Here is a 16,696-nt window from a genome sequence, read left to right on the forward strand (position 1 = left end):
CATGTGGATGCACTGTTTTTTTATATTTTTTCATGTAACACATTTGAATAGTGGAAGAATTTCCTTCTGAATAGCTATTGATAACGGTTTCATTTGATGAATAAACAGATTTTTAGTAATTATTTGCATTATCAATCCTCTTCAGTAAGACAAATGACATCCTCAAAAAAACAATATTATTAAAACGGTTCTCTTTGGAAGAATACAGGACAAAACGAAGCATTCCGTTTATTTTTTGACTGATGAATAAAACAGTGACTAGCTGCATATATGCATGTATACACATCTAGGTCAAAAATTATTTCAATAAAACTTAATCTCGTAAACTAGCTTCTCACTAAATCCATTTTTTTCTTAGTATGGGTACCTTTTTTCATACAAATGCTCATTTTTTTCTTTTTCTTCCCTACAAATGGATAATCTTAGAAAAATACAAAACAAGTTTCTTATATATCATTAATAGATAAAAATATTCATGTTTCGCGATCATAAATTACAAGAAATTACCTGTAAAAGAAACTAATTCACTGAGTTTTACATAGATTTTCTACAAATCTATACAAATTCCTCAAGGTATTACATCTATGACTTTAGATTCATTTTTCAAATATCGATAATATTATCAAAAAAATAGGAATTTTCCGTATAGTAAATCATTTTTTTATTTTTACTTTATTTTTGATATTCAGAATAAGTAAATATCAAATTCTTATTATATATACACTTTGCCTCTTTAGTGTGATAAATCGGAAAAATTTATTATTCTCCTAAATGTCAGATAATACTATATAAATTCGAATCTTTTTTATTTTGTACACAATGATTTTTTTGGTATATTAAATAGGAGCTTCACAAAAGGCTTAAAAATTGTATAAGGGGGATTCACATGAATAAAAACAAAAAGTTTTTATTACTAACTGTCCTTGCAGTATTTTCTTTAGTACTTGCTGCATGTGGCTTCGGCGGAGATTCGTCTGAAAAATCAAAAGACGATGGAAAAGATTCAGGTTCATCTGAAACTGCTTCATCAGGTGGTGAACTAAACTTAGTAGTAACTTCTGAGCCACCATCATTACATCCAGGATTAGCAACTGATACAACTTCTAGTGCTATTCTTACAAACATATTTGAAAATTTAACAACGCTAGATGCAGATTCAAAACCAGTTGCTGCTGCTGCTTCTGACTGGACAATTAGCGAAGACCAAAAAACTTACACATTCACAATCCGTGATAATAAATGGTCAAATGGAGATCCAGTAACGGCAAAGGACTTTGAATATGCATGGAAATGGGCACTAAACCCAGATAATCTTTCAGAGTATGCTTCTATTTTTTACCCAATTAAAGGTGCTGCAGCGTATAACAACGGTGAAGGTTCTGCTGATGACGTAGGTGTTAAAGCAGAAGATGACAAAACATTAGTCGTAACGTTAGAAAACCCAACACCTTACTTCTTAGAATTAACAGCATTCAAAACATATGCTCCGTTAAATCAAAAAGCAATTGAAGGTAATGATGAGTGGTACACTGATGCTGGTGATGACTATGTAACAAACGGACCATTCACTTTAAATGAATGGAGACACAACGACGCAATCGTATTAAAGAAAAACCCAGAATACTGGGATGCAGATAAAGTTTCTTTAGAGACAATTAATATCGGTATGGTTGAATCTGAAACAACTGCTGCTACAATGTTTAAAGCTGGCGAAATTGACTATCTTGGTGCTCCATACCAATCTGTTGCACTTGATTCAATTGAAGGATTTAAAGCTGATGGTTCATTAAATATTGCTGACCAAGCTTCTGTATATGTCTATAAACTAAATACAAAAGATAAATTTACTGGAAACGCTAACATTCGTAAAGCGTTAACTCTAGCAATCGATCGTCAAGGTTTAATTGACAATATTACTAAAGGTGAGCAAAAACCTGCATTAGGTATGGTGCCAATCGCAGTTAGTGGTTTTGAAGAAGACCGTGGTTACTTCAAAGATAACGATATTGAAGGTGCAAAAGCTGCACTTGAAGCTGGTATGAAAGAACTTGGTATTAAAGATCCATCTGAAATCACTGTAAACATTTCATTCAATACTAGTGAAGCACATGCTGCTATCGCTCAATTTATTCAAGAGGGCTGGACGAAAAACCTTGGTATTAAGGTAGGTCTTGATAACTCTGAATGGCAAGTTTACCTAGAGAAACTTAATCAATTAGACTACCAAGCTGGACGTCTAGGCTGGACTGGTGACTATAATGATGCTTATACATTCTTAGAAATCTATGATACTGCTGCAAACGGTAACAACGATACTGGTTGGGAAAACCCAGAATATAAAAAGTTATTAGATCAATCTAACCTAGAAACTGATCCTGCTAAACGTCTTGAGCTTTTAAAACAAGCAGAGTCAGTTATCATGACTGATTTACCTGTTGCACCTATCTACTACTACACTAACCTTTCTGTAGTACAAGATAACGTGAAAAACATGCATGCAGATGTTCTTGGTAACATTCCACTTAAAGAGGTTGTAGTAGAAGAAAAATAATTATTTATATTATTTTATCTTGCTTTTTTAGCTCTACAGCAAGAGCTGCCTCGTAGCCACTACGGCGCGAGTCAGCTCTTTTTAAAATACGAAGGCATTTATTTGTCTGAAAATTGACAAATAGAAGGAGGAGTTTTATGTGATTAAATATATTTTGAAAAGGCTGATGTATATACTTCTCGCGCTTTTCGTCATCGTAACGGTTACGTTTTTCTTAATGCGTCTCGCTCCTGGTAGTCCTTTCGCGAGTGAACGTAATTTCCCACCTCAAATCGAGGAGAAGTTAAACGAAACGTATGGATTAAATAACCCTTGGTATATACAATATAAAGATTATTTAATCGATACGGCCACTTTCAATTTCGGTGAGTCAATGAAATATAAAGCGCGTTCTACAAATGATATGATTTCTGAAAGTTTCCCTGTTTCTTTAACATTAGGGATTGAGGCTATGCTACTTGCAGTTGGATTGGGTATTTTAATTGGCGTAGTTTCCGCGCTATATCATAATAAGTTCCCGGATTATTTGGCAACGTCCTTTGCGGTGCTATTTATATCAGTACCTTCATTTATCTTAGCTGGTTTAATGCAGTATTTCTTAGCCTATAAGTTAGGTTGGTTCCCAATTAGTGGATGGAAAGGCTTTGTTTATAGTATATTACCTGCCTTTGCAATCGCTTTCTCACACATGGGCTTTATCGCAAAGTTAACACGTTCAAGTATGCTTGAGCAAAACAATAGTGACTATGTAAAAATGGCTCGTGCAAAAGGGATAGGAAAATGGACGATCGTATTCCGACATACTTTACGAAATGCCCTTCTACCAGTCGTAACATACCTTGGTCCATTAACAGCTGGTGTTGTAACAGGTAGTTTCATTGTTGAGCAAATTTTCGCTATTCCTGGACTTGGTAAACACTTCGTTCAAAGTATTACAAACCGTGACTATACAGTCATTATGGGTACGACAGTGTTCTACTCTATCATCCTTTTATTTGCGGTATTAATCGTTGATATTCTTTATAGTGTGATTGATCCGCGTATTAAACTGAAAGGAGCGAAAAAATAATGACACAGCAACAAATTGAAAAAGATAAGTTTAAAATTGTTGGTGGAAATCATGAAGCAACGGAAAAATTAGCTGATAAATCAGTCTCCTTTTGGAAAGAAGTATTTCTCCGTTTCTCTCATAACAAAATGGCCATCATTGGGATAATTATTTTAATCATTGTTATTTTAATGGCTACGTTTGTACCAATTTTTTCTCAATACAAAGCAAGTGATCAGCTAGGTGTTTACAATGCACCACCATCTGCTCAATTTTGGTTTGGAACGGATGATCTTGGTCGTGATATTTTCGTTCGTATTTGGGAAGGCGCTCGTATTTCCCTATTTATCGGAATTGCTGCAGCGATTATTGACTTAATTATCGGTGTTATTTGGGGAAGTATTTCTGGTTTAGCAGGTGGTCGTGTCGATAACATCATGATGCGTATTGCAGACGTTTTAACAGCAGTACCTTATCTATTAGTTGTAATCGTACTATTAGTTGTTATGCAACCTGGTTTAATCCCAATGATTATTGCCCTTTCTATCACTGGATGGATAAACATGGCACGTATCGTTCGTGGGGAAGTATTATCTATTAAAAACCAAGAATATGTTCTTGCTGCTCGTACATTAGGTGCTAGTACAGGCCATTTAATCATTAAACATTTAGTTCCGAATGCTCTTGGTGCAATTTTAGTAACGATGACGTTAACAATTCCATCTGCTATTTTCACTGAATCATTCCTAAGTTACCTAGGTCTTGGGGTTCCTGCTCCAACAGCTTCTTGGGGTACAATGGCCTCTGAAGGAAATAAAGCCATTGCCAATGCTCCATGGCGTTTGATTTTCCCAGCAGTATTTATTTCACTAACAATCTTTGCGTTTAACGCAGTTGGTGACGGCTTACGTGATGCTCTAGATCCAAAACTACGTAAATAAGGAGGTGGCCGAAATGAGTAAAAAAATTCTAGAAGTAAAAGATTTAAGAATTAATTTTAAAACTTATGCAGGGCTTGTCCGTGCTGTACGTGGTGTTAACTTTGATTTAAAGGAGGGTGAAACACTCGCTATAGTAGGTGAATCTGGTTCTGGTAAAAGTGTTACGAGTAATGCGCTAATGAAACTAATTCCCCAGCCACCTGGTATTTATGAGTCAGGACAAATTTTATTCAATGGCCGTGATTTAGTTCCATTAACTGATAAAGAAATGTCTAAAGTACGCGGAAATGAAATTGCTATGATTTTCCAAGATCCAATGACAAGTTTGAATCCAACGATGAAGGTCGGACGTCAAATAACTGAAGTAATTTTGCAACACAAAAAAGTTTCTAAAGACGAAGCAAAAAAACGTGCGATTGAGCTTTTAACACAGGTAGGTATCCCCTTCCCTGAAAAACGCTATAACCAATACCCACATGAGTTTTCAGGTGGTATGCGTCAACGTGTTGTTATTGCCATTGCCCTTGCAGCTGATCCTAAGCTACTAATTGCCGATGAGCCAACAACAGCTCTAGACGTAACAATTCAAGCGCAAATTTTAGAATTAATGAAAGAAATTCAGAAAAACTCGAAAACATCTATCATTTTCATTACACACGATTTAGGTGTAGTGGCGAATATCGCTGACCGTGTAGCAGTAATGTACGCTGGCCAAATCGTAGAATACGGTACTGTAAATGATATTTTCTATAATCCAAAGCATCCTTACACATGGGGTCTACTTGGTTCAATGCCTGATTTAGATAATGATACTGATGAGCTATTACGTACGATTCCAGGCTCACCGCCGGATCTTACGAATCCACCTAAGGGTGATGCATTTGCAGCTCGTAACGAGTATGCTATGGCGATTGATTATGAACAAGAGCCACCAATGTTCCAAGTAAGTGAAACTCATTTTGCAAAGACTTGGTTGTTGCATCCTGATGCACCAAAGATTCCTCTTCCAGATGCGGTTGCTAAACGTATTGAAGGGTATTTAGCAAAGGAGGCACAAGAAAATGACTAAAACTGGTGCGAAAAAAATTCTTGAAATCAAAAATTTAAAGCAGCATTTTGGTTCGCCAAGTAATCCTATCAAAGCTGTAGATGGTATCAGCTTCGATGTTTACGAAGGTGAAACACTTGGTCTTGTGGGTGAATCTGGTTGTGGTAAGTCAACAACTGGTCGTTCAATCATTCGATTATATGATATTACAGGCGGTGAGATTGTTTTCGATGGTGAAAATGTCCATGGAAAAAAATCAAAAAATGAGTTAAAGAAATTTAACCGTCAAATGCAAATGATTTTCCAAGATCCTTATGCTTCTTTAAACCCTCGTATGACAGCTGGGGAGATCATTGGTGAAGCCTTTGATATTCATGGCCTATACAAGGATAAAAAGGAACGTCGTGCGAAAATCCAAGAGTTACTTGAAGCTGTTGGTTTAAACAAAGAGCACGCGAATCGTTACGCACACGAATTCTCAGGTGGTCAACGTCAACGTATTGGGATTGCCCGTGCATTAAGCTTAGATCCTAAGTTTATCATTGCCGATGAGCCAATCTCTGCGCTAGACGTATCCATTCAAGCCCAAGTTGTTAACTTACTAAAACAACTACAAAAAGAACGTGGCTTAACCTATCTTTTCATTGCCCATGACTTATCTATGGTAAAATACATCAGTGACCGTATTGCTGTAATGTACCGTGGTAAAATCATGGAAATCGGTAAGGCAGATGATATCTACAATCACCCTGTTCATCCGTATACAAAATCTTTACTATCAGCTATCCCACTTCCTGATCCAATGTCAGAGAAGCGCCGTCAACGTATTCAGTACAAGCATACAGAGGTTGACGAAAGTGCAACTTACCATGAAGTTGGTGACCAGCATTATGTTTATGGTACTGCTGATCTAGTAAAAACTTGGGTTGCTAATCGATAAAGCCTATAACTCCTGTCGACAGTATAACTACTGTGATGGGAGTTTTTTAATTTACTTCTTTATTACCCAATATCCCCATCAGTGTAAACCTAACTAAACTTACGACTATAATTCCCCTCACTCTTTCAAATATAGTTAATAAATACCATTTTTGTAAAATTAGTTTAAATAATTTAGGGAATATATTATGATTGAGTTAACACAAATAAAGGAGTGTATTCCAATGAAAAAAAGTATGAAACTTCTTCTTGCTACATGTTGTTTTACAATCTTATTAATTAGTGTTGGTTCTTCTACAGCATCTGCCTATCCAGGTCCATGCCACAGTCCAAAGCCTTGTGTGATTAGACCATAATAGTTGCTCTCAAAACATTCTTTTCAAGTCTCTATTTTGTAATGACAATCAATATTACTATGTATTAAACGATTATCCTTTATAAAATTCGGCACCTTTAAATGTGATTACTTTTACATTTAAAGGTGCCCTATTTTCTTGTTACATATTAGATATCCATTTTATGATTACCTTCTAGATTTTGGATTTAATGCATCCTTTAATCCTTCTCCGATAAAATTAATGGACAAAATTACTAGTGTAATAGCTGTCGCAGGAGGCACCCACATCCAAAGCTTCTCCTTTAATACCTCTGAGTTTCTAGCTTCGGACAGCATATTTCCCCAACTTGGTGTATCTGCTGGTACACCCAACCCTAAAAAGCTTAAACCCGATTCAGCAACGATTGTTACAGCCATCAGCAACGTTGCTTGTACAATAATCGTCGAAGCAACATTAGGTAGTAAATGCCTGATAATGATCTTTGATGATTTACAGCCAATTGATTGAGCTGCTAATATATACTCATTTTCCTTTTCAGCAAGCACCCTACTTCGTACAATCCTTGCAACAGATCCCCACATTAACAGCGAGATAACAAAAATCAAAGTCCATAGACCAGATACTTTTCCAATTAGAATTTGATTTAAAACAATGACAAAAATCATAAATGGAAACATTAAGATAAAATCTGTAAATCTCATGAGTATTTGATCTATTTTTCCGCCAAAGTACCCTGAAATGGCACCGACTGTAGTTCCAATTAAAACAATAAAGAACATACAGCTTAATCCTACTGTTAAGGACGATCGACCAGCATAGAGCATTCTTGTAAACACATCTCGACCATTTGTATCTGTTCCTAACCAGTTTTCACTAGATGGTGGTTTACTTATTTGGGTAAAATCAACTCGAACAATATCTTTCGTTGTAATATATGGTGCTAAAAACGATAAGATAATAACGAACAGTAGAAATATAAGGCTAATCAAGGCTAGTTTATTTTTAAAGAACTTTCGTCTCGCAATTACCCATGGCGAGGGGCTTTTCTTTGGCGATTTTGGCGTTAAAACTTCTTGATCTGTTACCAATGTCATATTTCCCCCTCCTTAATCCAATCTAATACGTGGATCTACTACACCATATAATAAATCCGCTACTAAATTCCCAAAAAGTGTTAAAAACGAAAGTAACATTGTGATCGACATCATGACTGCATAATCCCTTCTTCCAACAGATTCAAGGAAGAGAGCACCTATTCCAGGATAAGTAAAGATTGTTTCTGTTATTACCGCACCACTAATTAATGTCGCAATATCAAACCCAAGGAATGTAATAAGAGGAATAATAGAATTTCGTAAAATATGTTTGTTATAAATTTTCGATTCTTTTGTTCCCTTTGCTCTTGCAGTTCTTACAAAATCTTTTCTACTATTTTCAATAATGTCATTTCGCAAAAATTGTGTATAGGATGCTGTTCCCATTAATCCTAATATAAGCGCAGGTAGTAAAACATGGTGAAATCTACTTATATAGTAGTCCAAATTTCCAGGCTCTAGCCCAACGCCCACAGAACCGTTAAATGGGAACCAACCTAACTTGAACGAGAAAAAGTAAATAGCTACAATTCCCGCAACAAATGATGGAATGGCTAAAGCTAGATAATTATACGTTGCAATCAAATTGTCCCCAAGTGTATAGGGTTTTCTACCAGCATACATGCCCATAATAAATGCAAATATGTAGGTAAAAATTAACGATGTTAGAGCTAAAAATATGGTATTAGGTATACGCTGCGCAATAATTTCTACTGCTGGTTTTTTATAAACAGTTGATTTACCAAAATCCCCTTGCATAAAATTAACAATCCATCTACCATATTGCTGGATAATAGGATCGTTATAACCTAATTTTTCTCTCATTTCTTCGATGTATTGTGGATTCGTATTAGAAGGATCAATTTCACCAGCAAATGCATCTCCTGGCATCATTTTCGCTAAAAAGAATACCACCAACGAAATAAGGAGTAACAATGGGATCATGCCAAGTAATCGTCGAAGTGTATATTGAAGCATGTAACGTCTCCTTATCTACAAATTTACTAACTAAGTCCTCTTTTTAAGGACTTAGTTAGCAAGAATTAAAATACAGAAAAGCTTATTCTTTAATATGCCATTTATAAACATCCGTTTGGAAGCCAACAGCGTTAACATGAACACCTTGTAAACGATTATTTATACCATATAAATCTAAGTTTTCCCATAAAGGAAGTGCAGGTAATTCTTCGTTGAAGTATTTTTGCCATTCAACATATGTTGCCATACGTTTGTCTTTGTCAAATGCTTCTTCACTTAAGCCTTTATCTAATAATTCTTGGTTTTTCGGATCTACCCAACGACCATAGTTCCACTCTGCATCATTGCCCCATAATCCTGATGGATCTGGATCAGAACCCATACTCCAAGCACCAAAGAATGCTTCTAATGCTGCATCATCATTGTCTTTCATATCATTATATAAGTTAAACTCAATTAAACTACCTGTCGCTAATTCTGTTTTTACACCAATATCATTCCAAGATTGTACAATTGCTTGTGCACGTCCTTCAAATGCTGCTGAACCTGCATAGTGTCCAAATGAAATTTTAAATGGTTGTCCCTTTGGATCTTCGACAAAACCATCACCATCTTTATCAACATAGCCAGCAGCTGCTAATAGCTCTTTTGCCTTTTCTGGGTTGAATTCATATTGATTTAATTCTGACTCTGGTGCAGCAGTCCAGAAAGTAGTTGGAATCACAGTATTGGCAACTGTTGCTTTTCCTTCTAAGAAAGCATCGATCATTGCTGGACGGTTAATTGCATATAATAATGCTTGACGTAATTCTTTTGCATTAAATTTATCAAAATCTGCCACATTTTTTAACGCCGCTTTATCACGGTGGCCAAAACGAAGTCCGATGTATGAATAGCCCACACCATTAGTTTCTTCAATACGTACATTGCCTAAAGCTTCTAATTCTTTTACGGATTGTGGTCTAATATCCATAATATCAATTTCTCCGTTTTGGAATGCACCAGTTGCTAGTGATGGGTCGATTACTTTTACAATAACACCATCAAGCTGTGGTTTGCCCTTCCAGTAATCATCAAAACGCTCTAATTCAGAATATTCTCCATCTACAACCTTTTTCACTTTAAAAGGCCCTAAGCCAACAGGATTTTCACGAACCTGTTTTGATTCCTCTAAATCTTTTACCGCAATGCCTTCATAATGTTTTTTCGGCATTGGATACTGCCAAAGTTGTTCTAAATTATTAATTTTCACTTGTTCAAAAGTAATTTTTACTGTATGTGGATCTACCACTTCAATACCTTCAATTTTATCAGCTTTGCCTTCTTTTTTAGCTTTTGCCCCTTTAATACCTTCTGCATAATTAAAACGAGGTCCAGCATAATCAGGGTCTGCTAGAGTCTCTAATGCAAATACCCAGTCGTCAACTGTTAACTCTTCACCATTATGCCACTTTACACCCTTTTGGAATGTAAATGTATATGTTAATTTATCTTCACTAATTTCCCAAGAAGCTAAGTTAGGAACATATTCTAAGTTATCATTTACATCATAGATACCTTCTGTTGTGAAATTTTGAATATAGCTATCTACAATACTACCTGAATAAGCTGGATCATATACGCCCTCAGGTGCAACATCTGTACCAAATGTTACGATTCCACCCTCTGTAGAAGGTTTATCTGTTGTTGCCGTTGTATCCCCGCTTGTATCCTTTTCATTTTCCTTCTCTGTTTTTGATGCGTCATTATTACATGCAGCTAAAAATAATGCCATAACTAGCAATAGCATAAATGACCATATTGCTGATTTTTTCATTTTTTTCCCCCCGTAATTTTATTTTTGTCAATAACTATTTTCCGTTTTAGTTTTTAATATAAATGACAAGCAACACTATGCCCTGACTTCACCTCCTTTAAAGCTGGCTTAGATAATGAACATTCGGCCATTGCCTTTGGACATCTTGGATGGAATGGACAGCCTGATGGTGGATTAGCAGGACTCGGTATATCTCCCTCTAAAACAATGCGACTATTTTTCTTTCTCGGATCTGGCACTGGTATTGCAGAGATCAATGCTTGTGTATAAGGATGTAATGGCTCATCGTAAATATGTTCCTTATCAGCTATTTCTACAATATTTCCTAGATACATCACGCCAATTCGATCGCTCATATGCTTGACCACACTTAAATCATGTGCGATAAACAGGAATGTTAGATCAAACTCATCCTGTAGTTCTTTTAATAAATTAAGAACTTGTGATTGTACTGATACATCTAAGGCTGAAACAGGCTCATCTGCTATAATAAGCTTTGGTCTAAGTGCTAGTGCCCGAGCAATACCAATACGCTGGCGCTGACCACCTGAGAACTCATGAGCATATTTATAATAGGCATCTTCAGGTAAGCCTACTTTTCTTAATAGCTCCATTACCTCGCCTTTTAATGATTTCAATGATTTATTACTGAAATTCATAATAGGCTCTGCAACAATGCTCCCTACCATTTGCATCGGGTTTAATGAGGCGTATGGATCTTGGAATACCATCTGAATATCTTTTCGTATATCCCTTAAAGATTTCCCTCTCAGGTTTGTAATATCTTTACCATCAAAGATAATTTTTCCATCCGTTGCGTCTAATAATCTTAAAATTGTGCGTCCAGTTGTCGATTTTCCACAACCCGATTCTCCCACTAGCCCTAATGTCTCGCCATTTTTAATGGTAAAAGAAATATTATCCACTGCTTTCACATGACCGACAGTATGCCTTAAAAAGCCACCTTTGATTGGGTAATATGTCTTTAAATCAATAATTTCTAATAAGTTATTCTTTTCTTGTTTTACGATTGTTTCATTCATACTGTCAGCTCACACCCTTTCTTGTATCACAACTTTCGTAAAGTAAACATGATACCTCATGTCCCTCGCCTATGAAGGAAAGTTGTGGCGTAACCTTGCTACAGTCAGGCATAGCCGAAGGACATCTATCCACAAAACGGCAACCTATTTGGGGCATATTTTTTAACGAAGGTACAATCCCTTGAATGGTTGTTAACTTTTCAACTTCTTCATCGATTCTTGGTATAGAAGCCATTAATAGCTTTGTATAAGGATGCTGAGGGTTGTGGAACAAATTATCTACATTTGTTCTTTCTACAATTTTCCCTGCATACATGATAATTACTTCATCACACATTTCGGCTACGACACCTAAATCATGTGTAATAAGCACGATGGACATATCATTCTTTGCTTGAATTGTCTTTAATAGATCTAGGATTTGAGCTTGTACCGTCACATCAAGAGCCGTAGTAGGTTCATCTGCAATTAATAGTTTAGGTTGACATGCAATGGCAATGGCAATCATAACCCTTTGTCTCATACCACCAGATAATTGGTGTGGATACTCATCAACAATTTGATCCGCTCTCGGTATGCCAACTTGTTTTAATAAGTCTATTGCTTTACTTTTAGCCTCTGCCTTTGAGATTTTAGAGTGATTTAAGATAATCTCTTGTATTTGTGAACCAATTGTAAAAACGGGATTTAATGATGTCATGGGTTCTTGGAAAATCATACTGATATCTTTTCCTCTAATCTTATTCATGTCATCGCTAGAATAATTTTCGATGTTTTTGCCTTCAAACTTAATTTCTCCGCCTGTAATTTTACCAATCCCTTTTGGAAGAAGCTGCATAACTGAAAGGGACATGACACTTTTTCCACATCCAGATTCCCCAACTACCCCAATAATTTGACCTGATTTGACTGAAAAAGAAACATCATCAACAGCATGATAAATCTCCCCATCTATATCAAAACCAGTTTTAAGGTTTTTCACTTCTAACATTAAGCTCATTTAATATCACACCTTTAATTTTTTTACTAAAAATCACTACATCCTTTATGTAAGCAACAGAAACATATGTCTAAAATGTATTCTTTAAGTAAAAGATGTAAAAAGAAATTAGCTTTTGGATTCCCTCATAAGATCCAATATTCCGAAAAATTAGATCATAAGGTGTTAAACCTATTTCAAAATTATATTAGCTAAAAAAAACATCAAATTTTAAAAAGAACATCTTCCTTACATAAAATTGACCCTATTTTCCAAATGTAATAGTAACTGGATCAGTATATAATATTCTGACAATTAGGCGTAATGCTATTTTATCTGGAAATAATACATTTAATCAAGTGAATTTTTACAATTCTCATAATATTACATACAAAATAATCCATACAACTATACCATTTTAAATTAGATGCTTTAGGTTTTGCCATACTGAACATTTGTTCATTTTTAACTTTATTTGCCTAAAGTATCATTTTTTTATTTTACTAAAATAATAACAACCTACTCAATTGACCTATTCATACTACGTTAAAATTTACTTTTATTTGGAAAACATGATTATAAAAGGATTTTTATTGTTTATTTAATTCATAGAATGATACTAAATTTTCCTAATTATTATTAATGAATAATTTTATTTATTAAAGTGCTAAACAAATAAAGTATTTTATATTACATTAGAAAAATAAATTATTTTTACAATATCTTTAATCTATAGACCATACTTCTCTTAAAAGTTAATAAAGTTTATTTTCCTTTGACTACGATGAAAAACACAAAAAAACAACTATCAACAAAAATATCGATAGTTGTTTCTATGCATTTGCTCTCTTTTATATTCCAGTAACTCTATGTTTTACTACTACTTTTACAAGATTTCTAATTATAGCTCTCCAGCTTTTAATTTTCCATGCCACTCTTTTAAGAATGGGATATCTTCTTCTTTGATAGCCCCTGATTCATTTGCTGCTTCAATTAGATAATCAAAATTTGTTAACGATACGTATTGGATGCCAGCCTCATCAAACGCTTGCTCAGCACGTGGAAGATTATATGTGTAAACACATACAACGCCAAGCACCTCACAGCCTGCTGCACGCAATGCTTCTACTGCTGTAATGGAAGAGCCACCTGTAGAGACGATATCCTCCACAACCACTACTTTTTGTCCTGCTGCGTATTTTCCTTCAATTTGATTGCCACGACCATGCTCCTTCGCTTTCGAGCGTACATAAACCATTGGTAATTCTAAAATATCACTTACCCATGCTGCATGTGGGATACCTGCTGTAGCTGTTCCTGCTACAATTTCTGTCGCACCGAAGTTCTCTTTGATGACAGAGGCTAAACCATTTGCTAATTGTTTTCGAATAACTGGATCGGAAATGGTTAAACGTGTATCACAGTATATAGGTGATTTAATACCAGATGCCCATGTAAATAGCTCTGTAGGATTTAATTCTACAGCCCCAACTTTTAACATAGCGTGTGCAATTTTATTTTGTAATGTCATAATTTATGCCTCCCATAATTCACTTACGATTTTATACGCTGCTACTGGATCCTGTGCACCTGTTACAGCACGGCCAACAACGATGAGTGATGAACCATCACGCTTTGCCCCATCAGGTGTTGCTATACGTTTTTGATCGTGTGCAGCACCGCCAGCTAAACGAATTCCAGGTGTGACACGTAGAAATTCATCTCCACACGCCTCAGCAATCGCCTTAGCCTCATGGACAGAGCAAACAACACCTTGTAAGCCAGCTTCCTTTGTGAGCCCTGCGTAGTGTAGGACAGACTCTTGCAATGAAAGAGCAATTTTTTGCTCTGCTTGCATTTGTTCTTCTGTTGTGGATGTTAATTGAGTAACGGCTATTAGTGCAGGACGTACTTTGCCTAATGGCGTTCCCGCTTCAAGTCCTTCTAGAGCAGCTTCCATCATAGGACGTCCGCCTGCAGCATGGACATTAACTAAATCTACCCCTAATTTTGCTAGACCCTTCATCGCAGAGCCTACTGTATTTGGGATATCATGTAATTTTAAATCAAGGAAAATATCATGACCTAAATCCTTTACTTTGCGTACGATATCAGGTCCTTCTTGCATATATAATTCCATTCCAATTTTCACGAAAAGAGGCTCATCGAACTTTTTAAGAAAATCGAATACTTCTTTTTCTCCTGGAAAATCTAGAGCTAGTATAGGTTTCGTATTCATCAACGATGGCTCCTTCCAATAATCTCTGTTATATGTTCTACACCTAATGCATCCAGCTTTGCTGGTAATTCTTCAATAATGTTCGGACAAACGAAATGGTCAACAAAGTTAGCTGTTCCTACTGCTACAGCTGAAGCACCTGCAGACATAAAATCAATGACATCCTGCGCTTCTGTTACACCGCCCATACCAATTATCGGAATATTGACGGCCTTGTATACCTCATAAACCATTCGTATTGCTACAGGTTTTACAGCAGGACCAGATAGTCCACCTGTGCCATTAGCAATGACTGGCTTACCTGTACGCTCGTCTAATCGCATACCAACCAATGTATTAATCATCGTAATACCATCTGCTCCACCTGCTTCAACAGCTAGGGCAATATCAACGATGTTCGTCACGTTTGGTGATAGCTTCACATAGACTGGCACTTCTGACACAGCCTTTACTGCCTTTACAAGCTCACGTGCTGTAGCAGGATCTGTTCCAAATTGAATACCACCACATTTCACATTAGGGCAAGAAATATTCAGCTCCAATGCTTTAACATTTGGTGCTGTTGAAATACGGCGTGCTACTTCTACATAGTCTGCTGTCTCTGTTCCAGCGACATTGGCGATGATAGGCACATCAAAACCCTCTAAAAATTTTAATTCCTCATTCATCACTTTTTCAATGCCTGGATTTTGTAGACCAATGGCATTTAACATCCCCGCTGCTGTTTCGGCAACACGAGGCGTAGGGTTACCCGCACGCGTTTCGACCGTTGTTGCCTTAATCATGATAGCGCCTAGATTAGACAAATCATAAAGCTGTGCATATTCACGACCAAAGCCAAAGCAACCTGAGGCTGGCATAATAGGGTTTTTTAAATCTAAGCCTGGTATTTGAATTGTTAAACGACTCATAGTGCCACCGTTCCTTTCGGGAAAACTGGACCATCAGAGCAAACTTTAACATAGTCCTTTTCAACTTGATCTGTTGTTTTGCATACACATGCAAAGCAAGCTCCAATACCACAGCCCATACGTTCTTCAAATGATAAATAGCCCTCTTTTTCAGGGTAATAGCCTTCTAATGCTCTTAACATTGGTAAGGGTCCACAGGAATAAAAAACATCAAATTCAGGAGCACACGACTCTAAAACCGTGGTTACAAAGCCTTTTGTACCTTTCGAGCCATCCACCGTAACATAATGCGTTTCACCAAGTGCACTAAATTCATCCTCATAAAAGCAGACATCCTCTGTTTGGAAGCCTAGGACATGGATTGTTTTCACACCACGAGCATTCAATTGCTTGGCTAACTCATGTAATGGAGGTACACCAATACCACCTCCAACTAATAGCGCCGTGCCTCCTTCTTGAACTGCATCTACTGGAAATCCATTCCCTATTGGGCCAAGTACATCGACTTGTTGCCCCTCACGATTCGTCGCTAACACTTTCGTACCACGCCCCTCGGCACGATAAATCATCGTAAATTCATTGTTGTCTTGATCAATATTTGCAATACTAATTGGTCGACGTAAAAGCGGCTCCAGTGAATCCGACACCTTTACATGGACAAACTGGCCAGGAGTCATCTCCTGAACCAGTTCACCATGAAGTGTCAGTTCGAAAATGTTTGTCGCAATTTGCTTTTGAGAGACGACCGTCATTTTCTCTTGACGTATCATA

14 protein-coding genes are annotated in these 16,696 nt (G+C 36.5%); 5 read left to right on the forward strand and 9 right to left on the reverse strand.

Features of this window, described 5'->3' with window-relative positions; genetic code table 11:
- The first annotated feature begins 886 nt into the window (after window positions 1-886).
- From V1L66_RS17935 to V1L66_RS17955, 5 genes are all read left to right on the forward strand, one after another.
- Window positions 887-2,551, forward strand: coding sequence for a peptide ABC transporter substrate-binding protein (locus V1L66_RS17935; protein ID WP_016994281.1), 1,665 nt, complete (start codon window positions 887-889; stop codon window positions 2,549-2,551).
- Between the two features lie 139 nt (window positions 2,552-2,690).
- The gene (locus V1L66_RS17940; RefSeq protein WP_016994279.1) at window positions 2,691-3,620 is read left to right on the forward strand and encodes an ABC transporter permease; all 930 of its coding nucleotides are present in this window, start codon (window positions 2,691-2,693) and stop codon (window positions 3,618-3,620) included.
- The gene (locus V1L66_RS17945; RefSeq protein ID WP_016994277.1) at window positions 3,620-4,540 is read left to right on the forward strand and encodes an ABC transporter permease; all 921 of its coding nucleotides are present in this window, start codon (window positions 3,620-3,622) and stop codon (window positions 4,538-4,540) included. Before V1L66_RS17940 ends, V1L66_RS17945 begins: the two co-directional genes overlap by 1 nt.
- A gap of 13 nt (window positions 4,541-4,553) precedes the next feature.
- A complete protein-coding gene (locus V1L66_RS17950) occupies window positions 4,554-5,609 on the forward strand; it encodes an ABC transporter ATP-binding protein (RefSeq protein ID WP_036077171.1) in 1,056 nt (351 codons plus the stop codon).
- Window positions 5,602-6,528 (forward strand): ABC transporter ATP-binding protein, encoded by a 927-nt coding sequence (locus V1L66_RS17955; protein WP_016994275.1) that lies wholly within the window; start codon window positions 5,602-5,604, stop codon window positions 6,526-6,528. The genes V1L66_RS17950 and V1L66_RS17955 overlap by 8 nt, the downstream gene beginning before the upstream one ends.
- A 522-nt stretch (window positions 6,529-7,050) precedes the next feature.
- Here the strand turns inward: V1L66_RS17955 and opp4C are convergent.
- The 9 genes from opp4C to V1L66_RS18000 all read right to left on the reverse strand — a co-directional run bounded on the left by opp4C (window position 7,051) and on the right by V1L66_RS18000 (window position 16,695).
- Complete coding sequence (gene opp4C / locus V1L66_RS17960) at window positions 7,051-7,959, reverse strand: oligopeptide ABC transporter permease (protein ID WP_036077169.1); 909 nt, start codon at window positions 7,957-7,959, stop codon at window positions 7,051-7,053.
- 12 nt (window positions 7,960-7,971) lie between these two features.
- Window positions 7,972-8,937 (reverse strand): oligopeptide ABC transporter permease, encoded by a 966-nt coding sequence (gene opp4B, locus V1L66_RS17965; RefSeq protein WP_036077167.1) that lies wholly within the window; start codon window positions 8,935-8,937, stop codon window positions 7,972-7,974.
- Window positions 8,938-9,019: 82 nt separating this feature from the next.
- Window positions 9,020-10,753: an oligopeptide ABC transporter substrate-binding protein gene (gene opp4A / locus V1L66_RS17970; RefSeq protein ID WP_036077165.1), complete on the reverse strand. Its 1,734-nt coding sequence runs from the start codon at window positions 10,751-10,753 to the stop codon at window positions 9,020-9,022.
- A gap of 53 nt (window positions 10,754-10,806) precedes the next feature.
- A complete protein-coding gene (locus tag V1L66_RS17975; RefSeq protein WP_016994267.1) occupies window positions 10,807-11,796 on the reverse strand; it encodes an ABC transporter ATP-binding protein in 990 nt (329 codons plus the stop codon).
- 4 nt (window positions 11,797-11,800) lie between these two features.
- On the reverse strand, window positions 11,801-12,796 hold the full coding sequence (locus V1L66_RS17980; protein ID WP_036077163.1) for an ABC transporter ATP-binding protein: 996 nt from the start codon (window positions 12,794-12,796) through the stop codon (window positions 11,801-11,803).
- Window positions 12,797-13,676: 880 nt separating this feature from the next.
- Entirely contained in the window at window positions 13,677-14,306 is a 630-nt protein-coding gene (gene pyrE, locus V1L66_RS17985; protein WP_333006113.1) for an orotate phosphoribosyltransferase, read from the reverse strand.
- Window positions 14,307-14,309: 3 nt separating this feature from the next.
- A complete protein-coding gene (gene pyrF, locus V1L66_RS17990; RefSeq protein WP_036077160.1) occupies window positions 14,310-15,014 on the reverse strand; it encodes an orotidine-5'-phosphate decarboxylase in 705 nt (234 codons plus the stop codon).
- Window positions 15,014-15,925 (reverse strand): dihydroorotate dehydrogenase, encoded by a 912-nt coding sequence (locus V1L66_RS17995; protein ID WP_333006115.1) that lies wholly within the window; start codon window positions 15,923-15,925, stop codon window positions 15,014-15,016. Before V1L66_RS17995 ends, pyrF begins: the two co-directional genes overlap by 1 nt.
- Window positions 15,922-16,695, reverse strand: coding sequence for a dihydroorotate dehydrogenase electron transfer subunit (locus V1L66_RS18000; RefSeq protein ID WP_333006116.1), 774 nt, complete (start codon window positions 16,693-16,695; stop codon window positions 15,922-15,924). The genes V1L66_RS17995 and V1L66_RS18000 overlap by 4 nt, the downstream gene beginning before the upstream one ends.
- Window position 16,696: the final 1 nt, after the last annotated feature.

Origin of the sequence: Lysinibacillus sp. IITD104, assembly GCF_036698265.2 — a bacterium.
GTDB lineage: Bacteria > Bacillota > Bacilli > Bacillales_A > Planococcaceae > Lysinibacillus > Lysinibacillus boronitolerans.

Excerpts from the sequence above, each read along its gene's own strand:
- opp4A (WP_036077165.1), bottom strand. The coding sequence starts at position 10,753 with ATGAAAAAATCAGCAATATGGTCATTTATGCTATTGCTAGTTATGGCA.
- opp4C (WP_036077169.1), bottom strand. The coding sequence starts at position 7,959 with ATGACATTGGTAACAGATCAAGAAGTTTTAACGCCAAAATCGCCAAAG.
- V1L66_RS17955 (WP_016994275.1), top strand. The coding sequence starts at position 5,602 with ATGACTAAAACTGGTGCGAAAAAAATTCTTGAAATCAAAAATTTAAAG.
- pyrF (WP_036077160.1), bottom strand. The coding sequence starts at position 15,014 with ATGAATACGAAACCTATACTAGCTCTAGATTTTCCAGGAGAAAAAGAA.
- V1L66_RS17950 (WP_036077171.1), top strand. The coding sequence starts at position 4,554 with ATGAGTAAAAAAATTCTAGAAGTAAAAGATTTAAGAATTAATTTTAAA.
- V1L66_RS17935 (WP_016994281.1), top strand. The coding sequence starts at position 887 with ATGAATAAAAACAAAAAGTTTTTATTACTAACTGTCCTTGCAGTATTT.
- opp4B (WP_036077167.1), bottom strand. The coding sequence starts at position 8,937 with ATGCTTCAATATACACTTCGACGATTACTTGGCATGATCCCATTGTTA.
- V1L66_RS18000 (WP_333006116.1), bottom strand. The coding sequence starts at position 16,695 with ATGATACGTCAAGAGAAAATGACGGTCGTCTCTCAAAAGCAAATTGCG.
- V1L66_RS17975 (WP_016994267.1), bottom strand. The coding sequence starts at position 11,796 with ATGAATGAAACAATCGTAAAACAAGAAAAGAATAACTTATTAGAAATT.
- V1L66_RS17945 (WP_016994277.1), top strand. The coding sequence starts at position 3,620 with ATGACACAGCAACAAATTGAAAAAGATAAGTTTAAAATTGTTGGTGGA.
- V1L66_RS17995 (WP_333006115.1), bottom strand. The coding sequence starts at position 15,925 with ATGAGTCGTTTAACAATTCAAATACCAGGCTTAGATTTAAAAAACCCT.
- V1L66_RS17980 (WP_036077163.1), bottom strand. The coding sequence starts at position 12,796 with ATGAGCTTAATGTTAGAAGTGAAAAACCTTAAAACTGGTTTTGATATA.
- pyrE (WP_333006113.1), bottom strand. The coding sequence starts at position 14,306 with ATGACATTACAAAATAAAATTGCACACGCTATGTTAAAAGTTGGGGCT.